This is a genomic window from Aeromonas sp. L_1B5_3 (assembly GCF_963866575.1).
Classification (GTDB): domain Bacteria; phylum Pseudomonadota; class Gammaproteobacteria; order Enterobacterales; family Aeromonadaceae; genus Aeromonas; species Aeromonas jandaei.
The window spans coordinates 15,561-39,169 of sequence record NZ_CAWMDN010000168.1 but is presented as its reverse complement, the minus strand read 5'-3'; the positions used below and the strand labels follow the sequence as shown (position 1 = coordinate 39,169).

The 23,609-nt window shown below is 54.9% G+C and carries 20 protein-coding genes; 12 read left to right on the top strand and 8 right to left on the bottom strand.

What is annotated here, in order from left to right:
* Nucleotides 1–267: 267 nt before the first annotated feature.
* The gene (locus AACR93_RS22345) at nucleotides 268–1,182 is read left to right on the top strand and encodes a WYL domain-containing protein (protein ID WP_024945971.1); all 915 of its coding nucleotides are present in this window, start codon (nucleotides 268–270) and stop codon (nucleotides 1,180–1,182) included.
* Between the two features lie 37 nt (nucleotides 1,183–1,219).
* Here AACR93_RS22345 and AACR93_RS22340 read toward each other — a convergent pair whose 3' ends face one another.
* From AACR93_RS22340 to AACR93_RS22325, 4 genes are all read right to left on the bottom strand, one after another.
* Nucleotides 1,220–2,608, bottom strand: coding sequence for a DUF6880 family protein (locus tag AACR93_RS22340; RefSeq protein ID WP_197077985.1), 1,389 nt, complete (start codon nucleotides 2,606–2,608; stop codon nucleotides 1,220–1,222).
* Nucleotides 2,609–2,820: 212 nt separating this feature from the next.
* Entirely contained in the window at nucleotides 2,821–3,864 is a 1,044-nt protein-coding gene (locus tag AACR93_RS22335) for a Fic family protein (RefSeq protein WP_043852027.1), read from the bottom strand.
* A gap of 123 nt (nucleotides 3,865–3,987) precedes the next feature.
* Nucleotides 3,988–4,656 carry a YagK/YfjJ domain-containing protein gene (locus AACR93_RS22330; protein WP_197077984.1) on the bottom strand — a complete coding sequence of 223 codons (669 nt, stop codon included), beginning with the start codon at nucleotides 4,654–4,656 and terminating at the stop codon, nucleotides 3,988–3,990.
* A gap of 389 nt (nucleotides 4,657–5,045) precedes the next feature.
* Nucleotides 5,046–5,222 (bottom strand): helix-turn-helix transcriptional regulator, encoded by a 177-nt coding sequence (locus tag AACR93_RS22325; RefSeq protein WP_082044179.1) that lies wholly within the window; start codon nucleotides 5,220–5,222, stop codon nucleotides 5,046–5,048.
* 481 nt (nucleotides 5,223–5,703) lie between these two features.
* Here AACR93_RS22325 and AACR93_RS22320 point away from each other — a divergent pair, with 481 nt between their 5' ends.
* Nucleotides 5,704–6,627, top strand: coding sequence for a hypothetical protein (locus AACR93_RS22320; protein ID WP_043852025.1), 924 nt, complete (start codon nucleotides 5,704–5,706; stop codon nucleotides 6,625–6,627).
* A 9-nt stretch (nucleotides 6,628–6,636) separates the two neighbouring features.
* Here the strand turns inward: AACR93_RS22320 and AACR93_RS22315 are convergent, their stop codons facing one another.
* Entirely contained in the window at nucleotides 6,637–7,971 is a 1,335-nt protein-coding gene (locus tag AACR93_RS22315; RefSeq protein WP_043852024.1) for a tyrosine-type recombinase/integrase, read from the bottom strand.
* Nucleotides 7,972–8,377: 406 nt separating this feature from the next.
* Here AACR93_RS22315 and AACR93_RS22310 point away from each other — a divergent pair, with 406 nt between their 5' ends.
* The 4 genes from AACR93_RS22310 (at nucleotide 8,378) to AACR93_RS22295 (ending at nucleotide 14,216) form a co-directional block, all read left to right on the top strand.
* Complete coding sequence (locus AACR93_RS22310; protein WP_043852023.1) at nucleotides 8,378–9,262, top strand: DMT family transporter; 885 nt, start codon at nucleotides 8,378–8,380, stop codon at nucleotides 9,260–9,262.
* Between the two features lie 117 nt (nucleotides 9,263–9,379).
* Nucleotides 9,380–11,317, top strand: coding sequence for a methyl-accepting chemotaxis protein (locus AACR93_RS22305; protein WP_043852022.1), 1,938 nt, complete (start codon nucleotides 9,380–9,382; stop codon nucleotides 11,315–11,317).
* Between the two features lie 500 nt (nucleotides 11,318–11,817).
* A complete protein-coding gene (locus tag AACR93_RS22300; RefSeq protein ID WP_043852021.1) occupies nucleotides 11,818–13,266 on the top strand; it encodes an OprD family outer membrane porin in 1,449 nt (482 codons plus the stop codon).
* A 122-nt stretch (nucleotides 13,267–13,388) separates the two neighbouring features.
* Entirely contained in the window at nucleotides 13,389–14,216 is an 828-nt protein-coding gene (locus AACR93_RS22295; protein WP_043852020.1) for an SDR family oxidoreductase, read from the top strand.
* Nucleotides 14,217–14,250: 34 nt separating this feature from the next.
* Here AACR93_RS22295 and AACR93_RS22290 read toward each other — a convergent pair whose 3' ends face one another.
* Nucleotides 14,251–14,583 carry a DUF1904 family protein gene (locus AACR93_RS22290; protein WP_043852019.1) on the bottom strand — a complete coding sequence of 111 codons (333 nt, stop codon included), beginning with the start codon at nucleotides 14,581–14,583 and terminating at the stop codon, nucleotides 14,251–14,253.
* Between the two features lie 86 nt (nucleotides 14,584–14,669).
* On the opposite strand from AACR93_RS22290, the gene AACR93_RS22285 reads away from it, so the two are divergent.
* From AACR93_RS22285 to AACR93_RS22270, 4 genes are all read left to right on the top strand, one after another.
* Nucleotides 14,670–15,560 carry a TraB/GumN family protein gene (locus AACR93_RS22285; protein ID WP_043852018.1) on the top strand — a complete coding sequence of 297 codons (891 nt, stop codon included), beginning with the start codon at nucleotides 14,670–14,672 and terminating at the stop codon, nucleotides 15,558–15,560.
* Between the two features lie 134 nt (nucleotides 15,561–15,694).
* Nucleotides 15,695–15,844, top strand: a complete 150-nt coding sequence (locus AACR93_RS22280; protein ID WP_071912328.1) for a DUF3149 domain-containing protein — start codon at nucleotides 15,695–15,697, stop codon at nucleotides 15,842–15,844.
* Nucleotides 15,845–15,989: 145 nt separating this feature from the next.
* Entirely contained in the window at nucleotides 15,990–16,571 is a 582-nt protein-coding gene (smrA, locus tag AACR93_RS22275) for a DNA endonuclease SmrA (RefSeq protein ID WP_043852017.1), read from the top strand.
* 39 nt (nucleotides 16,572–16,610) lie between these two features.
* Nucleotides 16,611–18,089 carry a carboxypeptidase M32 gene (locus AACR93_RS22270; protein ID WP_043852016.1) on the top strand — a complete coding sequence of 493 codons (1,479 nt, stop codon included), beginning with the start codon at nucleotides 16,611–16,613 and terminating at the stop codon, nucleotides 18,087–18,089.
* A 70-nt stretch (nucleotides 18,090–18,159) separates the two neighbouring features.
* On the opposite strand, the gene AACR93_RS22265 is transcribed toward AACR93_RS22270, so the two are convergent.
* Nucleotides 18,160–18,561 carry a VOC family protein gene (locus AACR93_RS22265; RefSeq protein WP_043852015.1) on the bottom strand — a complete coding sequence of 134 codons (402 nt, stop codon included), beginning with the start codon at nucleotides 18,559–18,561 and terminating at the stop codon, nucleotides 18,160–18,162.
* Nucleotides 18,562–18,768: 207 nt separating this feature from the next.
* On the opposite strand from AACR93_RS22265, the gene AACR93_RS22260 reads away from it, so the two are divergent.
* On the top strand, nucleotides 18,769–20,292 hold the full coding sequence (locus AACR93_RS22260; protein WP_043852014.1) for an AlkA N-terminal domain-containing protein: 1,524 nt from the start codon (nucleotides 18,769–18,771) through the stop codon (nucleotides 20,290–20,292).
* A 17-nt stretch (nucleotides 20,293–20,309) separates the two neighbouring features.
* A complete protein-coding gene (locus AACR93_RS22255; protein ID WP_043852013.1) occupies nucleotides 20,310–20,804 on the top strand; it encodes a methylated-DNA--[protein]-cysteine S-methyltransferase in 495 nt (164 codons plus the stop codon).
* 135 nt (nucleotides 20,805–20,939) lie between these two features.
* Here AACR93_RS22255 and AACR93_RS22250 read toward each other — a convergent pair whose 3' ends face one another.
* The gene (locus tag AACR93_RS22250; RefSeq protein ID WP_043852012.1) at nucleotides 20,940–22,961 is read right to left on the bottom strand and encodes a bifunctional 2',3'-cyclic-nucleotide 2'-phosphodiesterase/3'-nucleotidase; all 2,022 of its coding nucleotides are present in this window, start codon (nucleotides 22,959–22,961) and stop codon (nucleotides 20,940–20,942) included.
* Between the last annotated feature and the right edge of the window lie 648 nt (nucleotides 22,962–23,609).

The window sequence follows — 23,609 nt, the reverse complement described above, 5'->3', positions numbered from 1 at the left end:
GCTCGAAGAATCCCTGTCCACATACTTTCCGGAAATGGTGTTCACAGATTCCGGAATCACTGTTCAACTTCACCGGAATACGCACGTGATGAGCTCGTGAACCTGCTCGGCAGTGGCCAGACAACAAAGTCCTTTGAGCAAGGCAGTATCCTGATAGCGGCTCATAAGCAGGCTCCTTTGGCACAGACTTCAGATGCGAGCAGTATATGTAGCCTGTATACTCATGACGATACTGATCACATAAACATGTCGCATTTTGGAGCACGTATGACCCCCAATGAGCTCACCTGGGATCAGACCCTGCGCTTTCGCCTGCTGGAAATCGTGTTGCAGTGGGAAGGCCGCCTCACCACCAATCACCTCTGCACCGCATTCAACATCGGCCGTCAGCAGGCATCGCGAGATATCAACCTCTACCTCAACGACTATTCGCCAGAGGGGCTGGTGTATGACAAAAGGCTGAAGGGATACAAACCTACCGCTCAGTTCGCCCCCCGTTTTAGCGAGGGCAAGGTGGATGAGTACCTGATGCTGCTGCACCGGGAGAAACAACATCAACGCCAGCATGTAGCTGGGGTTTTGAGCCTACCTCTGATGGATCTGCGTTACGGCCATATCGAGATCCTGGATGTGCCCCATCGCCATATCGAGCCCGTCATCGTGCGCGGTCTGGTGCAGGCCGCCCGCAGCCAGCTGCGGGTGGATGTGGACTATGTGTCGCTGAGTTCAGAAGAGAGAAGTGGCCGCAATATCGTGCCGCACACCCTGGTCTATGACGGCATTCGCTGGCATGTACGCGCCTACTGCGAGAAGAAGGGAGAATATCTGGACTTCGTGATGAGCCGTTTTCGGGGGACTCCCGAACTGCTCAATGCGTCGGAACATGGCCGCAAGCAAGATCGGGAATGGAATACTCAGGTCACTGCAGTAGTTGTGCCCAACCCCGAGCTCAGCACCACTCAGCAAGCCATCATCGCCAGCGATTACGCAATGGTGGAGGGGAAGCTGTTGATCACCCAGCGCATTCCCTTACTGCACTATGCCCTAGAGCGATTACAGGTGAGCTATGACGGTGAACATCGTGATCTGTCCCTGCAACACCCCCTGGTGTTGGCCAACCGGACCGAGTTAATTGAACAGGGATGTCGCTTCAAGCTAAAGCGCACCGATATGCTGTCATGAACTGGCTGAAATAATGAAGGGGCCGATGCCCCTCCACTTATTTCCCCGCCTGATACAGCACACCGCTCGCCGTGATGGTGACGGCCGGTAGCTTTTGGCGAACCAACTCCCAGAGGCTGCTCTTACGCTTATGCTGCTGATACAGCTGATTTAAGTAATCCTGTGGCGAAGAGAATGCACTCAGCCCATCCCCCTCCTTCAGGGTCGCTTGATAATCCAGGCTCTTTTTCAGATCCGACACAGCCCCCGTATAGTAGGTGCTCTTGCCCTGATTCACGACATAGGTCACCAATAGGCGACGCAGACGCACAGCCACCGCCGTAAACCCCTGTTGATAGAGGCGGCTCGACCAGGTGCGCACCGTGGAGCCGGTCAGGATGGCGAGCACTTCCAACAAGGCGGTATCTGGGGTACTTGCGAGCCGCTGTGCCAGTTGCGGCCACGCTTCTATCTCGTCCAACAACAGCAAGACCCCGTAGAGACCCCACTGTTCAGCAATCGCTACAAAGCGGGCCAATGCCACCTCTCTCGGCTCATCCCCACTTTGACAATAGCTTATAAAAAATTCGCTACTCCGAGTCGCGGCAAAGGCACTCAATGCCAAGGCGTGGGCATCGTTGCGACGTCCCTCTTCCTGATAGGCCTGGATCAGCACCTGATGCCAGCCCGTCAATTGACGATGGCGCTGCAGCTGTTCCGGGTCCATTGCCTGCAACACGGTAATGGCCTGCTCGGCCCGCAACTCATCAATCAACAAACGTGCATAGTCGATCTGCTGACGGGGATGGGTAAATCCCCCTTGTTGCTGTACCTGATCAAAAAACGCGATATCGCTCAAGCTAAGACTCAAGCCCAGCGCTTCAGGCAACTGGCCTGCAGCCGCATAGTCATCCCGCAAGGCCCGCACCAGCGGGGTGCCCAGCACCTCGCGGTAATCAAGCAGGTAGGTGATGCTGATGGCGGGGTCGATACTGGTCCATCCCTCACGCAACCGATGCGCCAGCATTTCAGACGATACGGACTCACGTTGAGCACCGATAGCCATTAGCCACTGCTCGACCAGCGCTAGATGGTAATCCTCCCAGCTCCCGCTGGAGGTATCCATCTTTTCATACAGCTCACTGGCTTGCCCCAACAACGCGAGTGCAAAGGTTTCTCCTTCCCTGGGTGACGCTGTAATCCCCTTGCCCAGCAGCGGAATAAACTGCGTGCACAAGGTAGCGAAGAAGGCATCGACTTCTTGGTAATCCCAGGAAGGAAGACGACGGGTGAGTTTTTTGTACTCTTTTTTGGCCAGCTCCAGCAACGCCTCTTCAGCGGTGAGGTACTGGTTAATCAGGTGTTTCTTGGCGAGGGGGACGTGCTGTGCCAGCTCAAGCACGATAGCCAACAGTTCGGCTTGGCTCTTGCTCTCGAGTTTACTCAATTGGGCCTTTGTGAATATGCGAGCCATCAGTAGTGTTGTCTGTCATCAGATCCATGGATGTGGGCATTGTGCCGAAGCCCAGCACGGATGGCTATCCACGGCTGCTTCAGCATCCCGACCACACTGCAATAATCGCAATTGAGTTATCCATTATCCCCTTCTCACCCCTCCAGGGGCTTACATGGCTGTGTAGCTCACCTTTCGTAGAACCATCATTGCGTAACTGTTTCTCCTCCCACTGGCAGCACTTCCCAATGTCCCCCCTTACGCGGCCCGACAAAACGCAACCGCCCGTCCTTGACCAAGGCAGAAGTTGCCCGCTCAACGGTGCTGGTTGATTTGCCTATCCGCTCAGCCACTTGTTTGAGGGTCAAGGTTGGCTCAACAGCTAAAACACCCAAGATCAAGTCCGGCGTTTTTACCCGCATTTCTACCTTCGTTTTTGCCTGATTTTCTACCCGCGTTTTTTCCAACTGAGTGGCTTGCGATGCAGGTTGAACAGCAATCGCTTGAGCTAAAGCATCCCTTAATGCCTCAAGCAGAAACAGGATGAAGTCGGTGCAGTCACTCAGTCTGTCGGCTTGGCTTAGCTGTTGGTAATAGTGTTCCTGTCGCTCCTTGATGACTGTTTCGACCGGCAAGAAGGCCAGAACAGGCTGCCAGCGACTCAGGATCACCGTCTGCCATAAGCGTCCCATACGCCCGTTCCCATCAGAGAAGGGATGTATGAACTCCAATTCGTAGTGGAACGCACAAGAAGCGATCAAGGGATGGGCTTCAGTATCTGCCAACCATTGCAACAGTTGTCCTATCAGACGTGGCACTTGATTGGCTGGCGGTGCCATATGTACCAATTGCTCACCACGATAAATACCGACTCCACCACTGCGCCATGCCCCGGCATCATCACAGAGTCCGAGCATCAGTCGCCCGTGGGCACTGAGCAAATCTTCCGCAGACGCAGGATCCCAATCAGGCATTACCTCATAGGCAGCAAACGCATTACGGACCTCTTGGATTTCCCGTGGAAGCCCAAGTACCGTCTTCCCCTCAATCACTGCCGTCACCTGCTCAACACTCAGAGTATTGTGCTCAATAGCTAGCGAGGCTTGGATGGTGCGGATCCGGTTCTCTCGACGCAGCATCGGCACCTGGGAGCTCTGAGCAAACCGCCACTGCCCCACCAACTCGGCGATCTCCGCCACCCGGCTCAACATGGCGTGGGTCAGGGTGAAGGGTGGGGAATAGGCTGCCATGGGTTACTCCAACTGATGCGATAACAAATGAGGGTTAGCTTAACAGATCCGGGAGCAGAAACTCCCGGATCAGATGCCATCTAAAACTGCAGTAAAAATCTTTTTATCAACACCAATAAGCCTTCAAAGGTTACTCCCCCCGAAACACTGATATCCCTCTCCACGGCGCTTCGATTCCTTTTTGGCAAGGTAGGCCGCATGGAGCAGCACTTTTTTTATAGCCACAGGATCATCTGAGAACACTTCGTGCTGTCCCTCCTCAGAAAGTTGAACCAACCCTCGCCTCCTGCAAAAATCAATTGATAAATCCGTTTCAAAGACGGCTCGATGCCAAGCCACTCGAAGCTTGTTTGCCAGATTCATATTCTCAGACTTAAATCTTCCCAGAGAGCAATAGGCATCCCCATTTAAGAAAAACATCAAGTGATAGTGAGGAACGACAGCCTCTGCTGTTTGCTCCCTCGCCCAAACATATCTGATTGCTGTTTTGCGAACCCTTTTCCCATTTGTAGCTTGGGACAGCTGATCCAGCACAAACAGTTTATCAAGTTCCGCAAAGAATGCTTTCAGCACAGCGCCATGATAACGTGAACTACCTTCTGATAGCATCCTAGTAAACAAATTATCAGGGAAGCGAAGGTCAACTCTAAAGGCAAAGACCCTAGAGTATTGAGTAAAAGCATCATTCATCACAGCAACAATTTTACTGAGGTTATCCTTATCGAAAGTATATCCATTTTTCTGATAGTGGCGTTCAGCCGCAACTCGATATTCATTAAGAGTGTCGAACATATTAAACTCCATAAATAAAAGCATGGCCACATGCTTCGAATGTATGCCTGCATTAAAATTAAGGTAGCGGTTTGCAAGTGTGCATTAGCATATCTGCATTGAAGATTTGAAACAGTACTATCAGCTTAGCGATATGATGGGTTATGGATTTCGGTATGCTGATGGTTATGACATCCACATGTTTGTACTGTCGTTCTGCATACTTGAGTATGCAGTGTTATTCGATGTTTACTTGCACTCCTTATTTACACTCTTTATTTATATATTACTATTGCCGACATCAAAGCATTGAATGTCAAACCAGCTAAATAACTCCAATCCCTGATAGGACCAGACTTCTAGCCTGAGCAACGAGATAATTTATTTCAATTACTCGTCAGAAATTAGCCCTAACGAAGATTTATTTTCCCTTCAATCCATGACTCTATTTCAGAACTAACCCAAGCAACAGATCTTGGGCCGACCTTAACTGATGCTGGAAATTTACCGTCATTCATCTGACGGTAAATAGATGCCTTAGATAGCGATGTCATTGCCATGACATCTTTCAATTTAATTAGTTTCATGATGAGCTCCTTTGTCGTACATAGGAGAATGCCCACATGTAAAAAACATGCCTCATCAGAGCACCAGCAAAAACAACTACAGGACACACCGCACTATAATTCCTGCAACATACATAAAAGCATTACTTGTACAGCATATGACATTTATGGTCATACATAAGAGTAACGCTTCATTATTCAAAATGGATATCTAGATAACAGCTCAACCCCTTCATTACTGTTACAAGACCAAGCGGATGAGTGATGCAATCTTGTTCCAGGTAGACACAATGACTGCAGCACAAAGCCATAAGCACTTTACGTAGTATTGAGCCTTAAACAACATAAATTCAGCATAGATAGAACATCTAACTTAAGTGATCTGATTCAAAAATATGACACAATTAAATTGAAAATCACGCAATAAAAAGTCATAAAATAACGACAAAATGACAACAATAGCTCATTGAATTACTAAGTAATAACAGGGTGGGATATTAAGATGGCTCAAATAATAAATTCAATTGGCCTTACAAATAGACAAATAAACTATCTGTCAAAAGTGATACCTAATGTAGACTTCAACCATATTTATGATGAAAATACCTTTTTAAATGCAATTCAAAAAAACGCCAGCGCTATATTAAACCGTTCTGCATATAAGATTTTTAGTTTCGAACAAGATATTAACAAGGTTAAATTGATTGATTACATCAATTTTGAATGCATGGAAATAAACAACTTTGACTGGATTGATACAGAAAATGAAAGGCTATGCGATTATATTTGGTCTTATATTAGAGTTTTAAAATCATCAACACCACACAACAATATCTATATAGATAAGGCAGATATTTTTAATACAGGAAAAGGTCAAAATTCAACTGATGGCTATCTTTTTGAGATAATGAAAATCCCACTCCTGCCAAAAGATAGTAAAGCAAAGAAAGCATCTATTATTTGTTTTTTTGATTTGTTGGATCATGAACCAAAAATAAAAAGCGCCATTCTTAATACTTTAAAAGAAAAGTGGATATTCGTAAGTAAGATACGTGATGTTGTCCAATGGGCAGACTCAAATAATAAAGAGTGGGCTTGGAACTACCTTTACAAAGGTAGCAATCCGATATGGTTTGTCGAAAATGGGCATCCAAAAAATCACATAAATGGAATAATAACAACCTTCGACTTACTAAACGACTCTGAAGATAGAAGAGAGTTATTGCTAGCAAAAATGAAATCAGCTTGGTCACAAAAGGCATATCGTGATAAAAACAATGGCAAAAAGGCGGTAAGCATTGTTCTATCTGAAGATATTATTAAAAAACTAGACTTTGTATGTGAAAACACAGATAGAAGAAAAAATGAGGTAGTCACAAGACTGATTCGAGAAGAATACGAAAAAATAAAGAAAGGCGGACACTAGTCCGCCTTTTTATTTCACTTTTTTGATGAATTCAATAACATTTCCATGATTATTATTTTTTTGCGGCTCATTTGCTATCTCAAGTTCAACCAATTCGCCCCAGCGTTGCCATAGCATTTTTTTCTTATCATCATGTCGCGAACGATGATAGGTTCTAACCAACTTATTGAGTGGGAGATGATTCAAACATAATTCGATCACTCTCTCTTCTGCATCTAATCTCTCAGCCCAATTGGTTGCAGCACTACGTCGTAAGTCATGTACGGTAAATGGCTCCATATCAGATAGTGAACGAGAAATGAAACGCCTTAAAGCTCTAGTTATCGAGTCAACTAAAATTGGCTCAATAACATCACTTTTAGGTCTGTCTGATTCAAAAACAAAGTCACCGTTTACATATAGTGCCTGTTCATCAATCAACGCTTTAGCCTGTCGAGATAAGAATACCGAATGTGGCTTCCCATTCTTAGTATCAGGGATTGTCCAAATATCATCTCTAATATGTGAAAAACGCATATTAGCGACTTCGCCTCTACGACATCCGGTCAGTATCAATAGCTTGATCGCATTCGCTGCTGGCAGAGAAATAGTGGCATGGCGAGAAACGCCACGCCCTCCAGCCGCCAAGCTACCACCACTTCCAAGATCCTCATCAATCGCCTTCCATAGCCTGCGCAATTCGGGGACTGTCAGCCAACGCTCTCTTGGCGAACCGGCACTGGCACCAAAATCCTTGGGTCGCAACAGTCTCGCAGGGTTGGCCTCGATCAGGCAGTGAACCACCGCATAATCCAACATCTGGTTCAGCGTTCCCAACCCCTTACGGGTTTCGTCTTTTGTTGCACGCCGAGTGATCTCTAACGCTTGCGCCAAATGGGCGCGTGTAAGATCGATTAGACGAATATTACCCAAGCTCTTCTTAAGGTGACGATTCCAACGCTCCTGATGGCACTGGAGAGTCTTTGGCTTGACGGCCTGAGCAACATGCTGCGCTTCGAGCCATCGCCCAAGTAGCTCATCCATCGTCAGGGCCGTTTCATTTTTAGCCTTTTCACTAGCAACATGCTTGCGTGGATCAATCCCTTTCTTTACCAGGGCAGCCAGCTCTGCATGCTCAAGCCTGGCTCGTGCCAACGACAACGCAGGGTAATTACCCAGAACAACTGTCGCCTGAGTACCAGCAATCCGATAACGATAGACAAACCGCTTGCTCTTCCCAGCCCTAACTTCAATGGCTAATCCACCGCCATGGGGAGATTTCACCGCATAGCGGGTAATCGAAGCCTCCCCTTGCAAAATCAATGAGGGGATCTCTCGATCCTGCGTTACCGGTTTTCTTGCCATAGCATTCTCTCCCCCCTGTTTGGGGTACCACTTGGGGTACCACAGCAAACATGATATAGGGTGAGACTTCATGAAACTAGCTGAAACCCACAAAAAGAAAAATAAACATTAAAAACAATCAGTTACCATCAGAAACTCAACTTTATAAAACCTTCTGAAACACTACCTACCTTGGCTCCTAAGGGACAGGCCACTGGTTCGACTCCAGTCGGGAGCGCCATACAAAACAAGGGGTTGGCATCATCACGATGCCAACCCCTTGGTCGTTTTTGACGGTGGTCAATCCCGTCTCCTCTCATCTGTGACACCCTCTGCATTCTTGGCTTGCACTCTCTCTGATAGACTGATTCCCTTTGGCTGGGACCTGCGCCCAAGCCAGCAGCTTCATCTTGCAAAGGAGTGTTGGATGTCCGGTTGTTCATGGTGGGATAGATCCACCGGTTTTGCCTTGCTGACCATTGTGCTGTGGGCCTCGCTGGCCGCACTGACGTCGCGCATTACCAGTGTTTCGCCACTCGTTCTGGTGGGACTGGTGCTGTTTTTCTGCGGGGCCGGGGCATTACCGTTCTGGCGCCAGTGGCGGGCCAGCCCGCTCACCTGGCTGATTACCATCACAGCCCTGCTCTTTTATCATCTGCTGCTTTTTATGAGCTTTCGCCACGCCCCGGTGCTTGAGGCCAACCTCATCAACTACCTCTGGCCGCTCTGCATCATCCTCTTCACCCCGCTGTTGCTGCCAAATCATCCCCTCCACCTTCGCCACATTCTGGCGGGGATCTGCGGGCTGGCTGGCTCCATGCTGGTGATGGTCGATGGCGAGCCGCAACTGCAGCAAGCCTATCTGCCCGGCTATCTGCTGGCGCTGGGTGCCGCCATCATCTGGGGCGCCTACTCGGTACTGTCGCGCCGTCTGCCACCGGCGCCTGCCGTGGTCACTGCAGCAGCCTGTCTGCCCGCCGGCGTGCTGGCGCTTTTGCTCGCCCGTCTGCTGGAGGGGCCTCTGCCACTGGCACAGATCTCCACCAGCGACTGGAGCCTCATCATCGGGCTGGCCCTTGGCCCCATGGGAGCAGCCTTTGTTACCTGGTATCTGGCGCTGCGAGACGGCGATCCACGCCGGATCGGTGCCCTTGCCTACCTGACCCCGCTGCTGAGTACCTTGCTGCTGGTGACATTGAACGGAGAGGAGCTGACCTCTCGCCATCTGCTGGCCGGAGCCCTGATCATGGGCGGTGCCCTGCTTGGCATGCAGAGCAAAAAAGCCCCTCCAGCCATCGCCGCCGCAAGCTAACCCCTGCTGCACTGGCAAAAATCGATGCGGTAAAGATGGTGTCATAAAAACGCCATCACTCCCCGTTAGGCTCAGGCCATGCCCCATGGATGGCCTACAGCTGACAGGAACCACATCGTGAAAATTGCCCACTACGTCACTCTCTCCTCCCTCGTTCTACTGCTGGTCGCGGGAGGCGAGGCGCTGGCGCTCTACCGGGGGTGGCAACAGCTGGCGCAAACTGAGCAGACTCAGCGACAGCATGAAGCGTTGCAGCAACAGGTCACGGTCGCGTTGCAAAACAGCTTGCGTGACTACCTCGCTGCAGGTGATCCCCAACAACTAGCCGCAGCAGAGAAGATCCGCACACGGGTTCTGGTTGCGCTGAATAATCAGCCACAAGAGATAGCCGCCCCTCTGCAGCATCAGCTGGAGGATATGGGCAAGCGCATAGAGCACGACTATCAGGCGGCGGGCAAGCTCTCCGGCAACAGCCAGTTGCTGTTGCAAAATGCCGAGAACGAGATCGCCAGTCAGGCGCTGGCTCTGCTGCGCTACGGAGAACAGGGTGAAAGCGGTGAACAGGCAAATGCTGCCCGGCAATACCGCTTGGCCGCCTCGGAGATTCTCGCCAGCCTGTCGCAGCTCGGCCACCAGCGTCAAGGCTACATGGAGCAGGGAAGCAGCAAACTGCTGGAAGGGCTCACTCTCGAGCTGGAAGGGATGGCGAAGCAAGCGAACCAGTTGCAAGCGCTGCCACTGCTCGGCATCTATGAACAACCAGCGGCGGACGAATTCACTTTGGGAGAGCCTGAGCGCAAGGAGATAGGTGATCAGCCGCGCAGCGAGGTGCAATCACTCATCAAGCGCTATCCACAGGAGCTCGCCAACAGCCGCATGGCGCTGCAGCAACAGCAGGCTGCCCGCCATGCCGTGCAGCAGGATATTACCCGGATGGTGCAGCTCACCCGCGAGATGGGCGACACGATTGCCAGCGAACGGCAAGCCGTGAACCAGAGACTGGCCACCATACTCGGCACGCTGGCGCTGATCCTGGTGGCGGTGGCCCTCCTTTTCGCGCTGGTGCAGCGCCGCTGGCTGCTTGCCCCCTTGTTGCGCTTGCGTCACGCCTTTTTGCAACTGGATAACACCGGACAGGCGGAGCCCTTGCCTGCTGCTGGTGAGCGCAACGAACTGGGAGACATAGTTACCAGCTACAACCGTCTGATTGGCCGCCTGCAACAGGATCAGCAGCAGAAAGCGGGGCAACTCTCGGCGGTCTCCACCAGCCTGCAGGGGATGGTGAGCCAGGTGGAGGAGATCCACCAGAGCACCCGCACCACCGAACAGGTCGTCGATGAAAGCGGCCAGATGATGGGAGAACTCAATCAGCTAGCTGGCGAGGTGCATCAGGTAGCTGCCGAGATAGCCCGCCATGCCAGCCACAACGAACAGGCCATGAGCCAGAGTGAAGGGCTGGTTGGCAGCATGCTGCATGCGACCACCCAGACCGGGCTTGCCATCGACGAGAGCGGTGAAGCGCTGCAGGCACTCAAACGCTCGGTCAGCGACGTGACTGCCATCGTCGACGTGATTGGCCACATCGCCCAGCAGACCAACCTGCTGGCCCTCAATGCCGCCATCGAAGCCGCCCGTGCCGGCGAGCAGGGGCGCGGTTTTGCCGTGGTAGCCGATGAGGTGCGCCATCTCTCTGCCAACACCCAGCGCTCGCTCAACCAGATCACAGAGATCCTCGGGCGACTGACCCAGTCAGGCGACCAGCTTGGAACCGTGCTCGACCGCATCACCAGCGAGGCAAACAGCCAGCGCGAGCAGGCCGAGCGACTGCGGGAAACAACCCGGGCGGTGCGGGAGATCGCCCGCAATACTGCGGTGATCGCCCTGCAGGGTGCCGACAATGCCAAAAGTCAGGAACACAAACTGGCCAGCTTTGCCGACCTGATCGCCCGCATTCATCAGCATGCCAGTCAGGTCAACCAGCTCTCGGTGCAGGTCTCCTCCCACATTCACCATCAGGCCCGCCAAATCCCGCTGATCCTGGGCCAGCCAAATTGAATATTGCGCGCTAACAGCCCCGATCCCTCTCTCGCCTGTCAGAGGGAGAGTTTTTTTGTTGCGCAAAATTATCTGTTACCTGCAGGTTAATATCGACCACAGACAGGCCGTCGTCCTGCTCGCCCCCCACCTCCTTCTGCAACCCATTGAAAACGCTCTCATGGCCGCATGACGTGGAATGAGAGCCCTTCGCCTTCACGCAATGAATATTTGCACTCTGTCATACTTTTGAAACTTGGCGGGAACTTTTCATTGATATTTCGCACCGCGAACGTACTCTTGTGATTGTCCGATAGCCAAGAATCGGAACATAAAAAACAAAGAGTGATGAACAGAACTGCACTGCCACAGATGTGCCAAGACATCGGGGTTGCAGAGATCAAACTGAACGATTTTTTGCCCTGCGGGGTTTTGATTGCAATGCCAATACCGAGCGGTGGGCCAGATGCCGACTGCCGGAACAAAAAAAGCTAAGTCCATAAAATCAGGAGCAATACAAAATGGAAAAAGTGATCTTCAAGCGCGCCGCGTTGAGTGCCGCTGTGGTAGCCGCTCTGGTAGCACCCGGTATGGCATTGGCAGCTCAGGACATGATGAGCCCAACCTACGGCAAATCCTACGAAAACTTCGTCAATGACGCCAAACTGACCGGCGGCCTCTTCTACTTCCAGCGTGACCGTCAGCGTATCGATGGTGACCCGACCGCCAAGGTCAAGGAAGGCAAATACCAGTCCAACCTGAGCCACGCCACTACCCAAGCAGCTCTGAACTTCAACTCCGGTTATGCGTGGGACACCGTTGGTCTGGATCTGGGTGGCTTTGGCGCCTATGACCTGGCTGTGACCGAGAATCATCCGGTCAACCAGGAGAACGAATTCTCCTTTGCTGGCAACACCTGGGGCAACAACTACAAAGATGGTTCCCCTGAGGGTGGTTTCAGCCTCTCCAACGCAGCGCTGAAGCTGAAATTCCTGGATGGCGGCATCACTGCCAAGGGCGGTTATACCCAGCTTTACGTACCGGGCGTCATCGGTGTGAACTGGTCCTATCAGCCGGGTACCTATCGTGGTGGCCAGGTTGAAGGCAACTTTGGTGGTCTCTACCTGACCTACGCCATCGCCGACGAGTACAAGGCCCCCTGGTACAAAGAGACTCAGGTATTCTCCCGCGCCAAGGCCTGGATGGACCCGTTTGCTGACGAGAACGTCATCGACTACATCCACGGTATTGCTGCTCGCTACACCTTTGAGAATGGCACTGCCGTTACCGGCTCTTTCGGTCAATCCGAAGGCTATATGGATAGCTACCACTTCAAACTGGCTCACAAGTTTGACGTAATCGGCGGCCTCTCCACCAGCTACCAGTTCTACGGCTCTGAAACCGACACCTATACCAAGGGCGGTTCCCAGATCCAGACTTACGATGGCCTGGCATGGCAGCAAGCGCTGACCGCAGCTTGGAACTATGCCCAGTACGGCTTCCGTCTGGAAGGTCTGTGGACCAAGGCTGAAGGTGCAGAAGGCAACTACCTGCCCCGTCTGACCCGCGGCTACGCCAACTCCCAGGGTGCTAACGAAATTTGGTGGGATTCCCGCTCTGACTGGAACGCCAACAACGAGAAAGCCGTTTACTTCGGCGTAACTCGCTCTCTGGATGATCTGGTGGGTGCACCTGGCTGGTCTATCGGTGTATCCGGTGCCTACGGTTGGGATATTGAAGATGGCTTTGGCAAGAAAGCCGCCAACGGTGAAGATACCGAATGGGCTGCCAACTTCGATGTCAGCTACACAGTGCAAGATGGCAAGCTGAAAGGCACTCTGTTCAAGCTGCACTATACCGACTACAACAACGACATCAGCCAGGGCGGCGGTTGGACTTACTACCCCAACATCTTCGCCTCCGAGCACGACGTCAAGTTCCACGTCATCATGCCGCTTACCTTCATGTAATCAGGCAATACGATGTCAGCAAACCGGGCCACTTGGCCCGGTTTTCTTTTCCCCGATCAGCAGGTTAACATGCTGACAGACTCCCACTTTCCATCCGTCTCCCCTCTCACAAGGATCTCCCTATGCCCCGATTTGTTCTTGTCACCGGATGTTCCAGCGGGATTGGTCTGGCTGCCGCCCAAGCGCTGGGTCAGCACGGCTTTACCGTGATCGCTTCGGCACGCAAGGCAGAGGATGTGGAGCGCTTGCAGCAGCAGGGGTTGCTGGCAGTACAGCTGGATCTGGCGGATCCCGCCTCCATCGAACTCGGAGCCAGTGCGGCGCTCCATCTTGCTGGTGGTCGCCTCTATGGCCTGTTCAACAACGGCGCTTATGGCCAGCCGGGGGCACTGGAAGATCTTCCTACAGAGGCGCTGCGCGAGCAGTTCAATACCAACCTGTTTGGCTGGCATCACCTCATTCGTCAGGTGCTGCCCGCCATGCTGGAGGCCAGAGAGGGGCGGATCGTCCAGAACAGCTCGGTGCTGGGACTGGTCGCCATGAAGTATCGCGGCGCCTACAACGCCAGCAAGTTTGCGCTGGAGGGTTACTCGGATACCCTGCGTCTCGAGCTGGCCGGCAGCGGCGTCCATATCAGCCTGATTGAACCCGGCCCCATCGATACCCGCTTTCGTGCCAACGCCCGTGCCGCCTTTCTGCGCCATATCGACCCGACCAGGAGCCGCCATCAGGCGGCCTACCAGCAGACCCTCAACCGGCTGGAGCGAGAGGGCGGCGCCCGTGGCTTTACCCTGCCTAGCGAAGCCTGTCTGCCGCCGCTAATCCATGCACTGACCAGCGCTCGCCCCAAGGCGCGCTATCCGGTCACCACCCCAACCAGAATTTTTGCCCTGCTAAGACGGATCCTGCCCACTCGCTGGCTCGACAAGCTCTTGGCAAAGTCAGCCTGATCCCTTGCGCTGGCGACGACCTGAGTCGCCTCGCTCAATAGTGCTCGCCATTGCTGTAGTAGGCGCTTTTATCGATGGGGAAAACCTGCACCACCACATAGGTCTGTTCCCCCAGCGCCGCCTTCAGATGGCGGGTGATAAGGTCAGCCGCCGCATCCTGAATCTCCTGCGGCCTGGCAAACCAGTGCAGCTCGACAAACGGAAAACCGGACTCCAGCTCACCGTCACGAACCCGGTGGCTCTCGACCCGCTCCATGGTGACGAATTCCGGCTTGCCACCGGTCAGGGCACAGAGATCCGCAAGCAGCGGCGCGCTGATCTCCTTGAGAGTATCGAGTGAAACGGCGCGAAAACGAAGATGGGGCATGGCAAACCTCTTGGCTATCAGAAATGAGCACTTATCATAGAGTCTCCTGCGATGAAAAGAAGTCACCAGCCCGGATAAGGATCACCATGAAATTCCAGCGCTCCCTGTTTGCCTTTCTGCTCTGCCTGCTGCTGCCGCTCAGCGCCTTTGCCGATCCCGCCTTCTACAAAATCAGCAAGGGCAACCAGCAACACTGGCTGCTGGGCTCCATTCATGCGGGCAAGCCCTCCCTCTATCCGCTACCGGATCCGGTCGAACGGGCCTGGCTGCAGAGCCGCGCACTGGTGATGGAGGTCGACATGAACAGCATCACGCAGGAACAGTGGCAAGAGATGGGCTCTCTCACCCGCCTGGTAGATGGCAAGGCACTCAAGGAGCATCTGCCTGCCGAGCTCTACCAGCGCACCCTGATGGCTGGCGCGCGTCTTGGCCTCAATGAAGCTGCGCTCGCCCCGCTGCGCCCCTGGTTTGTTGCCATCACCCTGACTCAGGCCGCCATGGCCCGCTCCGACTTCAAAAGCGAGCTCGGGATCGATCAACACTTTGCCGCACTGGCCGCCAAAGAGGGCAAACCCGTGGTGGGCTTCGAGACTCTGCTGGAGCAGCTCGGCTATCTTGCCAGCGTGGGTGACAATCAGACCCTGATGCTCTCCAGCACCCTCGACGAACTGCCAATGCTCGACACCGGCTTCGCCGCCGTGATGAAGGCGTGGCAACAAGGGGACGAGGCAACCCTGATCAATCTGCTCAAGGAGGAGATGGCACCGCCCGCCCTGCAGAGCTGGATGGAGCAAACCCTCCTGGCCGAACGCAACCACAACTGGCTGGCCAAGTGGCAGACCCTGCCCAACGAGAGCTTTATTGTGATCGGCGCGCTGCATCTTTATGGCGAGCAGGGACTGCTGGCGCTGCTGGAGCAGCAGGGGTGGCACGTCACTCTGCTGACCACGCCCACCGTGCTGCAAAGCACCAAATAAGGATTCGAGTGAGATTTATCACAGTTTGCGGTTGGTCATAAAACAATCTCATTGGGAGTTGATCGGGATCATCTCCCTGCAGATAAAGGGGTATTTATGATGCCTGTCATCCACCGGGTGACAGGAGCAATGAAATGGACTTTTGGCTGGATCTGATGTTTGGCAACAGCGTGGGCTTGATGTCGATGATGGTGATTATCGGCACCTTCATCCTGATCAGCTCTTACGCGGCCTACTTCATCTACAAGGTGATGCACTCGCAACCACCCAAAGCAGAGAAGTAACCCCACAGGCGGCAGCAACTGGCCGCCTGTTTCGTCTCCGCCCCCCGGTTCATCCCTCCCTGCGCGATTGAACCGGACGATCGTTTTGCGGATCGGCTCGCACCGCTATAATGGCCCCCACTTTGTTTCATATGGGGAGCCTGCCGTGTCACATAGCGACGAACTCTCGCTTTTTCTGAATGAAGTGGCCGATGTCAGGCCCATTCGCAGCGACAATATCCATCCCCAGGGGGTGAAATCCACCCCGACAGAAGCCCAGCTGGCCCGCCGTCAGGCCGCCACAGCCGAGCAGCTGGCGCTCGATCACCTCACCATGGAGGCAATCGAGATGCTCGATCCGCACGAGATCACCGGCTTCAAGCGCGATGGCGTACAAGAAGGGGTCTACAAGAAGCTGCGGCTCGGCAAGTACGAGCTGCAGGCAAGCCTGGACTTGCACCAGAAGACGCTCAATGAAGCGCGTCAGACGCTGGTGCAGTTCATCACCGATTGCGAGCAGCGCGATATCCGCTGCCTGCTGATCCTGCACGGCAAGGGGGAGCGCAGCACGCCGCGCGCCCTGCTGAAAAGCTATGTCAGCGCCTGGCTGCCGCAGTTGCCGGCGGTGATGGCCATCCACAGCGCCGAGCGCCGCCACGGCGGCAGCGGCGCCCTCTATGTGCTGCTGCGCAAGAGCGAGCGCAAGAAAGCGGAAAACCGCGAACGCCACCAGAAGCGCCTCGGCTGATCCCGGGCGCCCGTCAGGGACGATCACAAGGACAACACCATGTCATACCAGAAACTTGAACAGCACCAGCAACAGCTGCACCGCCTCAACCACCTCTCCGCCATCTGTGGCTGGGATCGCGCCGCCATGATGCCGGAAGGGGGCAATGAGGCGCGTGCCGAAGCGTTGGCCGAGCTCGGCCTCATCATCCACCACAAGCGCACCGCCCCCGAACTTGGCGACTGGATTGCCAAGGCAGAGAGCGAGCAGCTGGATGAAGTGCAGCACGCCAACCTGCGCGAAATCAAGCGCCAGTGGCAGGATGCCAGCCTGCTGCCCGGCGAGCTGGTCGAGGCGCTGTCGCTCGCCGGCAGCAAGTGCGAGCACGCCTGGCGCAGCCAGCGCAAAAACAACGACTGGGCCGGTTTTGCCCCCAATCTCGAAGAGGTGGTGAAGCTCTCCCGAGAGGTGGCACGTTTGCGGGCAGACAAGCTCGGCGTGCGCCCCTACGACGCCATGCTGGCACTCTATGAGCCGGGCATGACCAGCGAGCGGCTGGATCAGATCTTCGGCGATCTCGCCAGCTGGCTGCCGCCCCTTATCCAGCAGGTCAGCGAGCGGCAAAAGGAAGAGTCCGTACTGCTGCCGCAAGGCCCCTTCCCCATCGCCGCCCAGCAGGCGCTCTGTCAGGAGGTGATGGGGCTGCTCGGTTTTGACTTCGCCCATGGCCGGCTTGATGTGAGCAGTCACCCCTTCTGCGGCGGTGTACCGACCGATGTGCGCATCACCACCAGATACAACGAGCAGGAGTTTATCTCTAGCCTGATGGGCATAGTCCATGAGACTGGCCACGCCCGTTACGAGCAGAGCTTGCCACGCCAGCTGTCGGGGCAGCCGGTTGCCGAGGCGCGCTCCATGGCGATTCATGAGAGCCAGAGCCTGTTTTGCGAGATGCAGCTCGGCCACGATCCCGCTTTCCTCTCGTTGCTGGCGCCCCATATTCGCGCCCATTTCGGCGATCAGCAGGCCCTGAGCCCGACCAATCTCGCCAGACTCTACAGCCGGGTCGAACCCGGTTTTATCCGGGTCGATGCAGATGAGGTGACCTATCCTGCCCACGTCATCCTGCGCTACGAACTGGAGCGCGACCTGATAGAAGGGCGGATCGAAGTAGCAGATATCCCCGAACTGTGGGATGCGAAGATGCAGCAGTGGCTGGGACTCTCCACCAGGGGTAACTACCGCAATGGCTGCATGCAGGATATCCACTGGACTGACGGTTCGTTCGGCTACTTCCCGAGCTACACGCTCGGCGCCATGTATGCCGCGCAGCTGCGCTTTGCGCTGGAGAAAGAACTCGGCAGCATGAGTGAGGTGATCGCGACGGGCCGCCTGCCGGAGATCTTCGCCTGGCTCGGCCGCCACATCTGGTCGCAAGGCAGCCGCTACAGCACGGATGAGCTGATCAGCCGCGCTACCGGCGAGGCGCTGAACCCGCACTGGCTGCGCCAGCATCTGGAACAGCGCTATCTGAAGTGATCCGTGCAAGACGGGTAAAACATGACGGGGCCATGACTGGCCCCGTTTTTTTATTGGTAAACGATCCGTGTCAGAGCGGATCCTGCGCGTTCAAAAACTCGCGCAGTTGCAAGATATTGCCCTCCGGGTCAAACGCATTGCGCACCACGAAACCGGGCCCGGACCACTGCTGCGGCAGCAGGCCGCCACCAAGATCCGCCGCTTTCGCCTCCGCCCACGCAAGGCTTGGCACGGTAAAGAAGAGCTTGATGGCCCCCTGCTCACGCAGCGCCGGTGGCGTCGTGACAACGACCTGTCCGATATAGGGCTCGGGGATGGCATGTACAAGCAGCTGGATGTCGGCGCTCTCCAGCACGATCAGCTGCTCGCTCTGACTGCGGATCTCCATCTGCAGCAAGGTTCGGTAAAAGTGGCTCAGCAAGCCCGGTTCCCTGGCGTAGATCAGGGCGCCGGCACGGGCGGGACCTGGCATAGTGCAATCCTCGGTGATGAAGGCTCATCCACCTTCGCACAGTTGCGCACGACCTTCACCTTTTTCAGCGCACATTCCATGCAAACTTAATTACTATCCTTGTCCGTTTCTGGCTAGTCATCCCCCGCGATCCTGCTTAGTCTCTCACTCATCCCTTTTGTGCCGCATCAGCAAATACCCGGCACTCAACAGCAAGAGAGCCATGCCATGACGCCGCAACACGAGTGTGACCAGCCACAGGATCACCAGATCAACGCCCTCAGTCGCGAGCAGTGCCACGCCGCACGGCTCGCCCGCGACGCGCGATTCGATGGCCGCTTCTTTACCGGCGTCATCTCGACCGGCATCTACTGCCGACCGGTCTGTCCGGCACGTCCGCCGCACGAGCACAACGTGCGTTACTTCCCGAGCGCCGCTGCCGCCGAGCAGTATGGCCTGCGCCCCTGTCTGCGCTGCCGCCCTGAGCTGGCGCCTGCTGCCCGTGGCGATCTGCCGGTTGAGCTTGCACGGCTGCTGGCGCGTATCGATCGCGGCGAGCTGGCAGACAGCACGCTCGCCGAACTGGCGGCAGAAGCCGGTATCAGTGAGCGCACGCTACGGCGCCAGTTCGAGGCATACCTTGGCGCCTCACCAAAGCAGGTAGAGCAGACGCGCCGCCTGTTGCTGGCGAAACGGCTGCTGACCGAGACCCGGCTCCCCATCACAGATATCGCGTTTGCCGCCGGTTTTGCCAGCATCCGCCGCTTCAATGACGCCTGGCTCAACGCCTATGGACTGGCCCCGCGTACCCTGCGCCAACAAGAGGCACACGGTAACGCGCCAGAACACATAAGTGGGCAGCCGCGCGGCGCGACCCTGACGCTGCAACTGCCCTACCGCCCCCCATATGACGTGGCGGCCATGCTGGCGTTCTACCGGCTGCGGGCGATCCCAGGGCTGGAGCGGGTAGATGGTGAGGTGTATGAGCGGCGCTACCGGGTCGGTGATCAGGTCGCGCTGGTGCTCATCGCGCAGGGCAAGGGGCACAGCCTGCTGCTCACTGTCCATGATCTGCCGCTCGCCGCGCTACCTGATCTGCTCTATCGGGTGCGCCGGATGTGGGATCTCGATGCCGACATGCAGCGCATCGGTAATCTGCTCGGTCGGGATCCGCTACTGGCCCGTTTGCAAGCGCGCTGGCCCGGCGTACGGCTGCCGGGTGGTTGGGACGAGTACGAAGTGATGCTGCGCGCCATCGTCGGCCAGCAGGTCTCGGTCAAGGGAGCCATCACCATACTCGGGCGACTGGTGGCGCGCACCGAGGCCCAATTCGGGGTGGCGCAACTACCGACCCCTGCCCAGTTGTGCGAACTCGATCTCGACGGCATCGGCATGCCCGGCAGCCGCATTCGCACCCTGCGGGGCGTGGCGCAGGCACTGGCCAGCGGCGAGCTGACCCTCACTACAGCCAGTGACGACCAGTTGCTGGCGCTACCGGGCATAGGTCCCTGGACGGTCGCTTACTGGCGTCTGCGCTGCGGGCTCGATACCGATGCTTTCCCCGCCTCCGATCTGGTACTGCAAAAGGCACTCGGAGGCGGTGCCAAGCTGCCGGTGAAGGATGTGTTGGCGCAAAGCGCCACATGGCAGCCGTGGCGCAGCTATGCGGCCAGCTGGCTGTGGCATGCCATGAGCGAAGCGCCCGATTTGCTGCTCCGTGCCACTGGCAACGAAAACCAGCCGGATAACTAACAACAGGAGATAACCCCATGATCCGCTACGATATTCTGCCGACCCGCTGCGGCGATCTGCTGGTTGCCATCAACGAGCATGGTCTGGTGCATGTGGATTTTGTGGCGGGCCTGCGGACACTGCCCGATATGAGCGGCTGGCTGCAAGACCCCGCAGCGCTGGCCCCCTTCCTCGCCGAGTTTGACGCCTATTTTGCCGGTCGCTTGCAGCGTTTCTCCCTGCCCCTTGCCGCCCGTGGCACCGCCTTTCAGCAGGCGGTGTGGCAAGCGCTGTGCGACATCCCCTATGGCGAAACCCGCAGCTACAGCGATATTGCCCGCGCTATCGGCAAACCGGATGCGGTGCGGGCTGTGGGCGCCGCGAATGGCCGCAATCCGCTCTCGATCATCGTCCCCTGCCACCGGGTAATCGGCCAAAACGGCAGCCTGACCGGCTATGCGGGGGGATTGGAGATTAAAAAGGTGCTGCTGGCGCTGGAGAAGCAAGAGAGGGAGCTAGCCACAGCGCAATAGTGCGCAGGCCGACCGAAGAGGGATATCAACCACCTCCACCCAATCGGGTCGAGAAAAAATATGCCCCCGAAGCGGGGGCATAAGGGTTCTGCCATAACAACCATGCATCACTCATGGCGATGCACCGCTCGCAGCCTATTCAACCAGCTGATAGATCGCGTGGTTGACGAACTTGGGATCATTCGGCTTGACCCCTTCGACTCGCTTCAGCTTGCTCCCCGCCAGTTTTTCAGTTTCCGGGTTGGTTGAGGAGTAGAAGTACACCTTGGCACCGGCCGGCAACGCAGCAAGGCTCCAGTTGTTATCCACTTTCTGCTCAAACCCTTCCGGATGTAGCTTGGCCATCTCCTTGACGTAAGCAGAGAGCACTTCGCGGGTCTCCATGGGATCTTCATGCACTACCGCTTTGCTGTCGATGCCCGGGAAATCGCCGCCACCGCTGCCGCGATAGTTGTTGGTGACCACATAGAAGTTCTGCTTCAGGTCGATCGGTTTGCCCTGATAGGTGAGCTCGGTGATCCTGTGCTTATCGCTGATCTGCTTACCATCCTGGTCATAACGGGCTGGCTGGGTGATATCAATCTTGTATTGCACCCCTTTGATCATGTCGAAGTTATAGGGGCGGAAGTCATCGACCACCAGCCACTGCGCCTTGCTGGCATCGGGGACGATCTGGTTGTACTGGCTGACGCTCTTCTCCAGCCACTCTTGCACCGTTGCACCGTTAACTTTGGTTACTTGCAGGGTGTTGGGGAAGACATAGAGATCCGCCACGTTGCGCAGGGAGATCTTGCCTGCCGCTACCCAGGTAAAATCGTTCGGGCCGTTGCGGCCACCACGGAACGGCGCCACCGCAGACAGAACCGGCAGATCCTCATTGAGGGCACAGTTCACGCCGTTATGGCTCAGACAATCCGCCTTAACTTGATCAATATGCCACTTCTGGGCATCGCTCACGATCTGGAGGGAGGCATCGTCCTGCACCACCGAGAAGAAGCTGTAGATGGGCTTGGCGATTTCGCTGATGGGGTCGGCCAGCCACTGATTGGTCGCATCATGAGTTTTGTCGACCAGCGCCTCGATTTGACTATCTCCCGGCACATCCATGCTCTTGTCGACCAGCCGCACTTCCGAGTGACTGGAAGCCACCTGCCAGCGGCCATCCTTCCGAGTCAGTTTGAGGTCGATAACCCCAAGATGGTTACCCGCAACCCCCGGCATTACAGCAGGCACGCCGGCAATCCGGCCCTGGGCATTATCGACCTGAGCGACATCCGGATACTCGCCCGGGAAAGCCTTGTGGGCATGGCCCAGCAACAGAGCGTCAACCCCTTTCACCTGCGCCAGATAAACCGCGGCGTTCTCCATAAAGGGCTCCTGCGGCGTCCCCGTGATACCGGTGTGAGCCACTACAACCACCAGGTCGGCCCCTTTGGCACGCATCTCGGGGATGTAGTGCTCAGCCGTCTCGACCATATCGGCTACGATGACCTTGCCTTCCAGATTACGGCGATCCCACTGCATGATCTGGGGTGGATTCACCCCCAGTACCCCTACCTTGACCGTCTGCACGTTGCCATTGACGTCCTTTACCTGACGGTCGAGCAGCACATAAGGCTTGAAGCGGTTGGGCATGGCACTCCAGTCGATCTTGCCATTGCTATCGCGTTTGAAATCGCGGGCATCGAACACGTTGGCATTCAAGACCGGATAATTGGCCCCCGACAGCGCATCGGCCAGATAGTCTAGGCCATAGTTGAACTCGTGGTTACCGAGGTTGCCGACATCATATTGCAACTGGTTGAGCGCATTGATGGCGGGATGCCCCAGCTTTTTCAGGTAATCCGGATTGCCCTTGTATTGCGCAAACACGTAATCCGACAACGGTGTGCCCTGGATCAGGTCGCCATTATCGATCAGCAGGTTGTTGCCATTTTCCTCACGGGCTTTATGAATCAACAGCGCGGTACGGGAGAGCCCGAAAGAGTGGTCGACCTTGTTCTGGTAGTAGTCAAAACCAAGCAGATTGGAGTGAATATCGGAGGTCTCGATCAGACGCAGATTGACATCTCCGGGGGCGGCTTTTCCATTATCGCTATTGCAACCGGAGAGCAACAGCAATACGGCTACCGAGCTCAGCGTGAGGGTCGTCTTCATTGGAATTGTCATGAGTTGTTTCTCACTTTATGTTGTGTTTATCGTTAGTGCCAGCTCGCACATTCTACCTGCAAACCAGACAGATTCATGTGAGCAAAATTGCATAAATGGCTCATACCACTATCTGCCTTTCATATGCCATGACAACGAGACAGAACTTAAAACAATGCCAATTAATGATGTTCGCAGCACCACGGTCATTTTTCAGCAGCAATACAACATCAAACCATTACCTCGACATGAATGTATAACCAATTGAAATTGAGTTTATTTTCCCGTCCGAACGGTCAAACTTGATTACGACCAACTTCCATTGCATTACTTTTAATATAGTGCCGACAAAAATAGCCATTGTATAAACACCGGTGACAATATTATTTTATGAATGAAATTACCAACAGCGCCTTAACAATAAAGGCCCGACTCAAAATAAGAATATCAGAGTAAGCACACTGGCTGATTTAAAAATAAATTTTTAAAAATACAATGATGGAGCCAAACCTTACATCTATATACTGACTTTATTAAATTTTGATATTGTATTGGGAATGAATGTATTACTTAAAATAGGTGATAACGTAGTTACCCAATTAATCTTATTCAACGAATAGGTGTGCAAAGGCGCCATTCCGGGCCGGGAAGAGACCG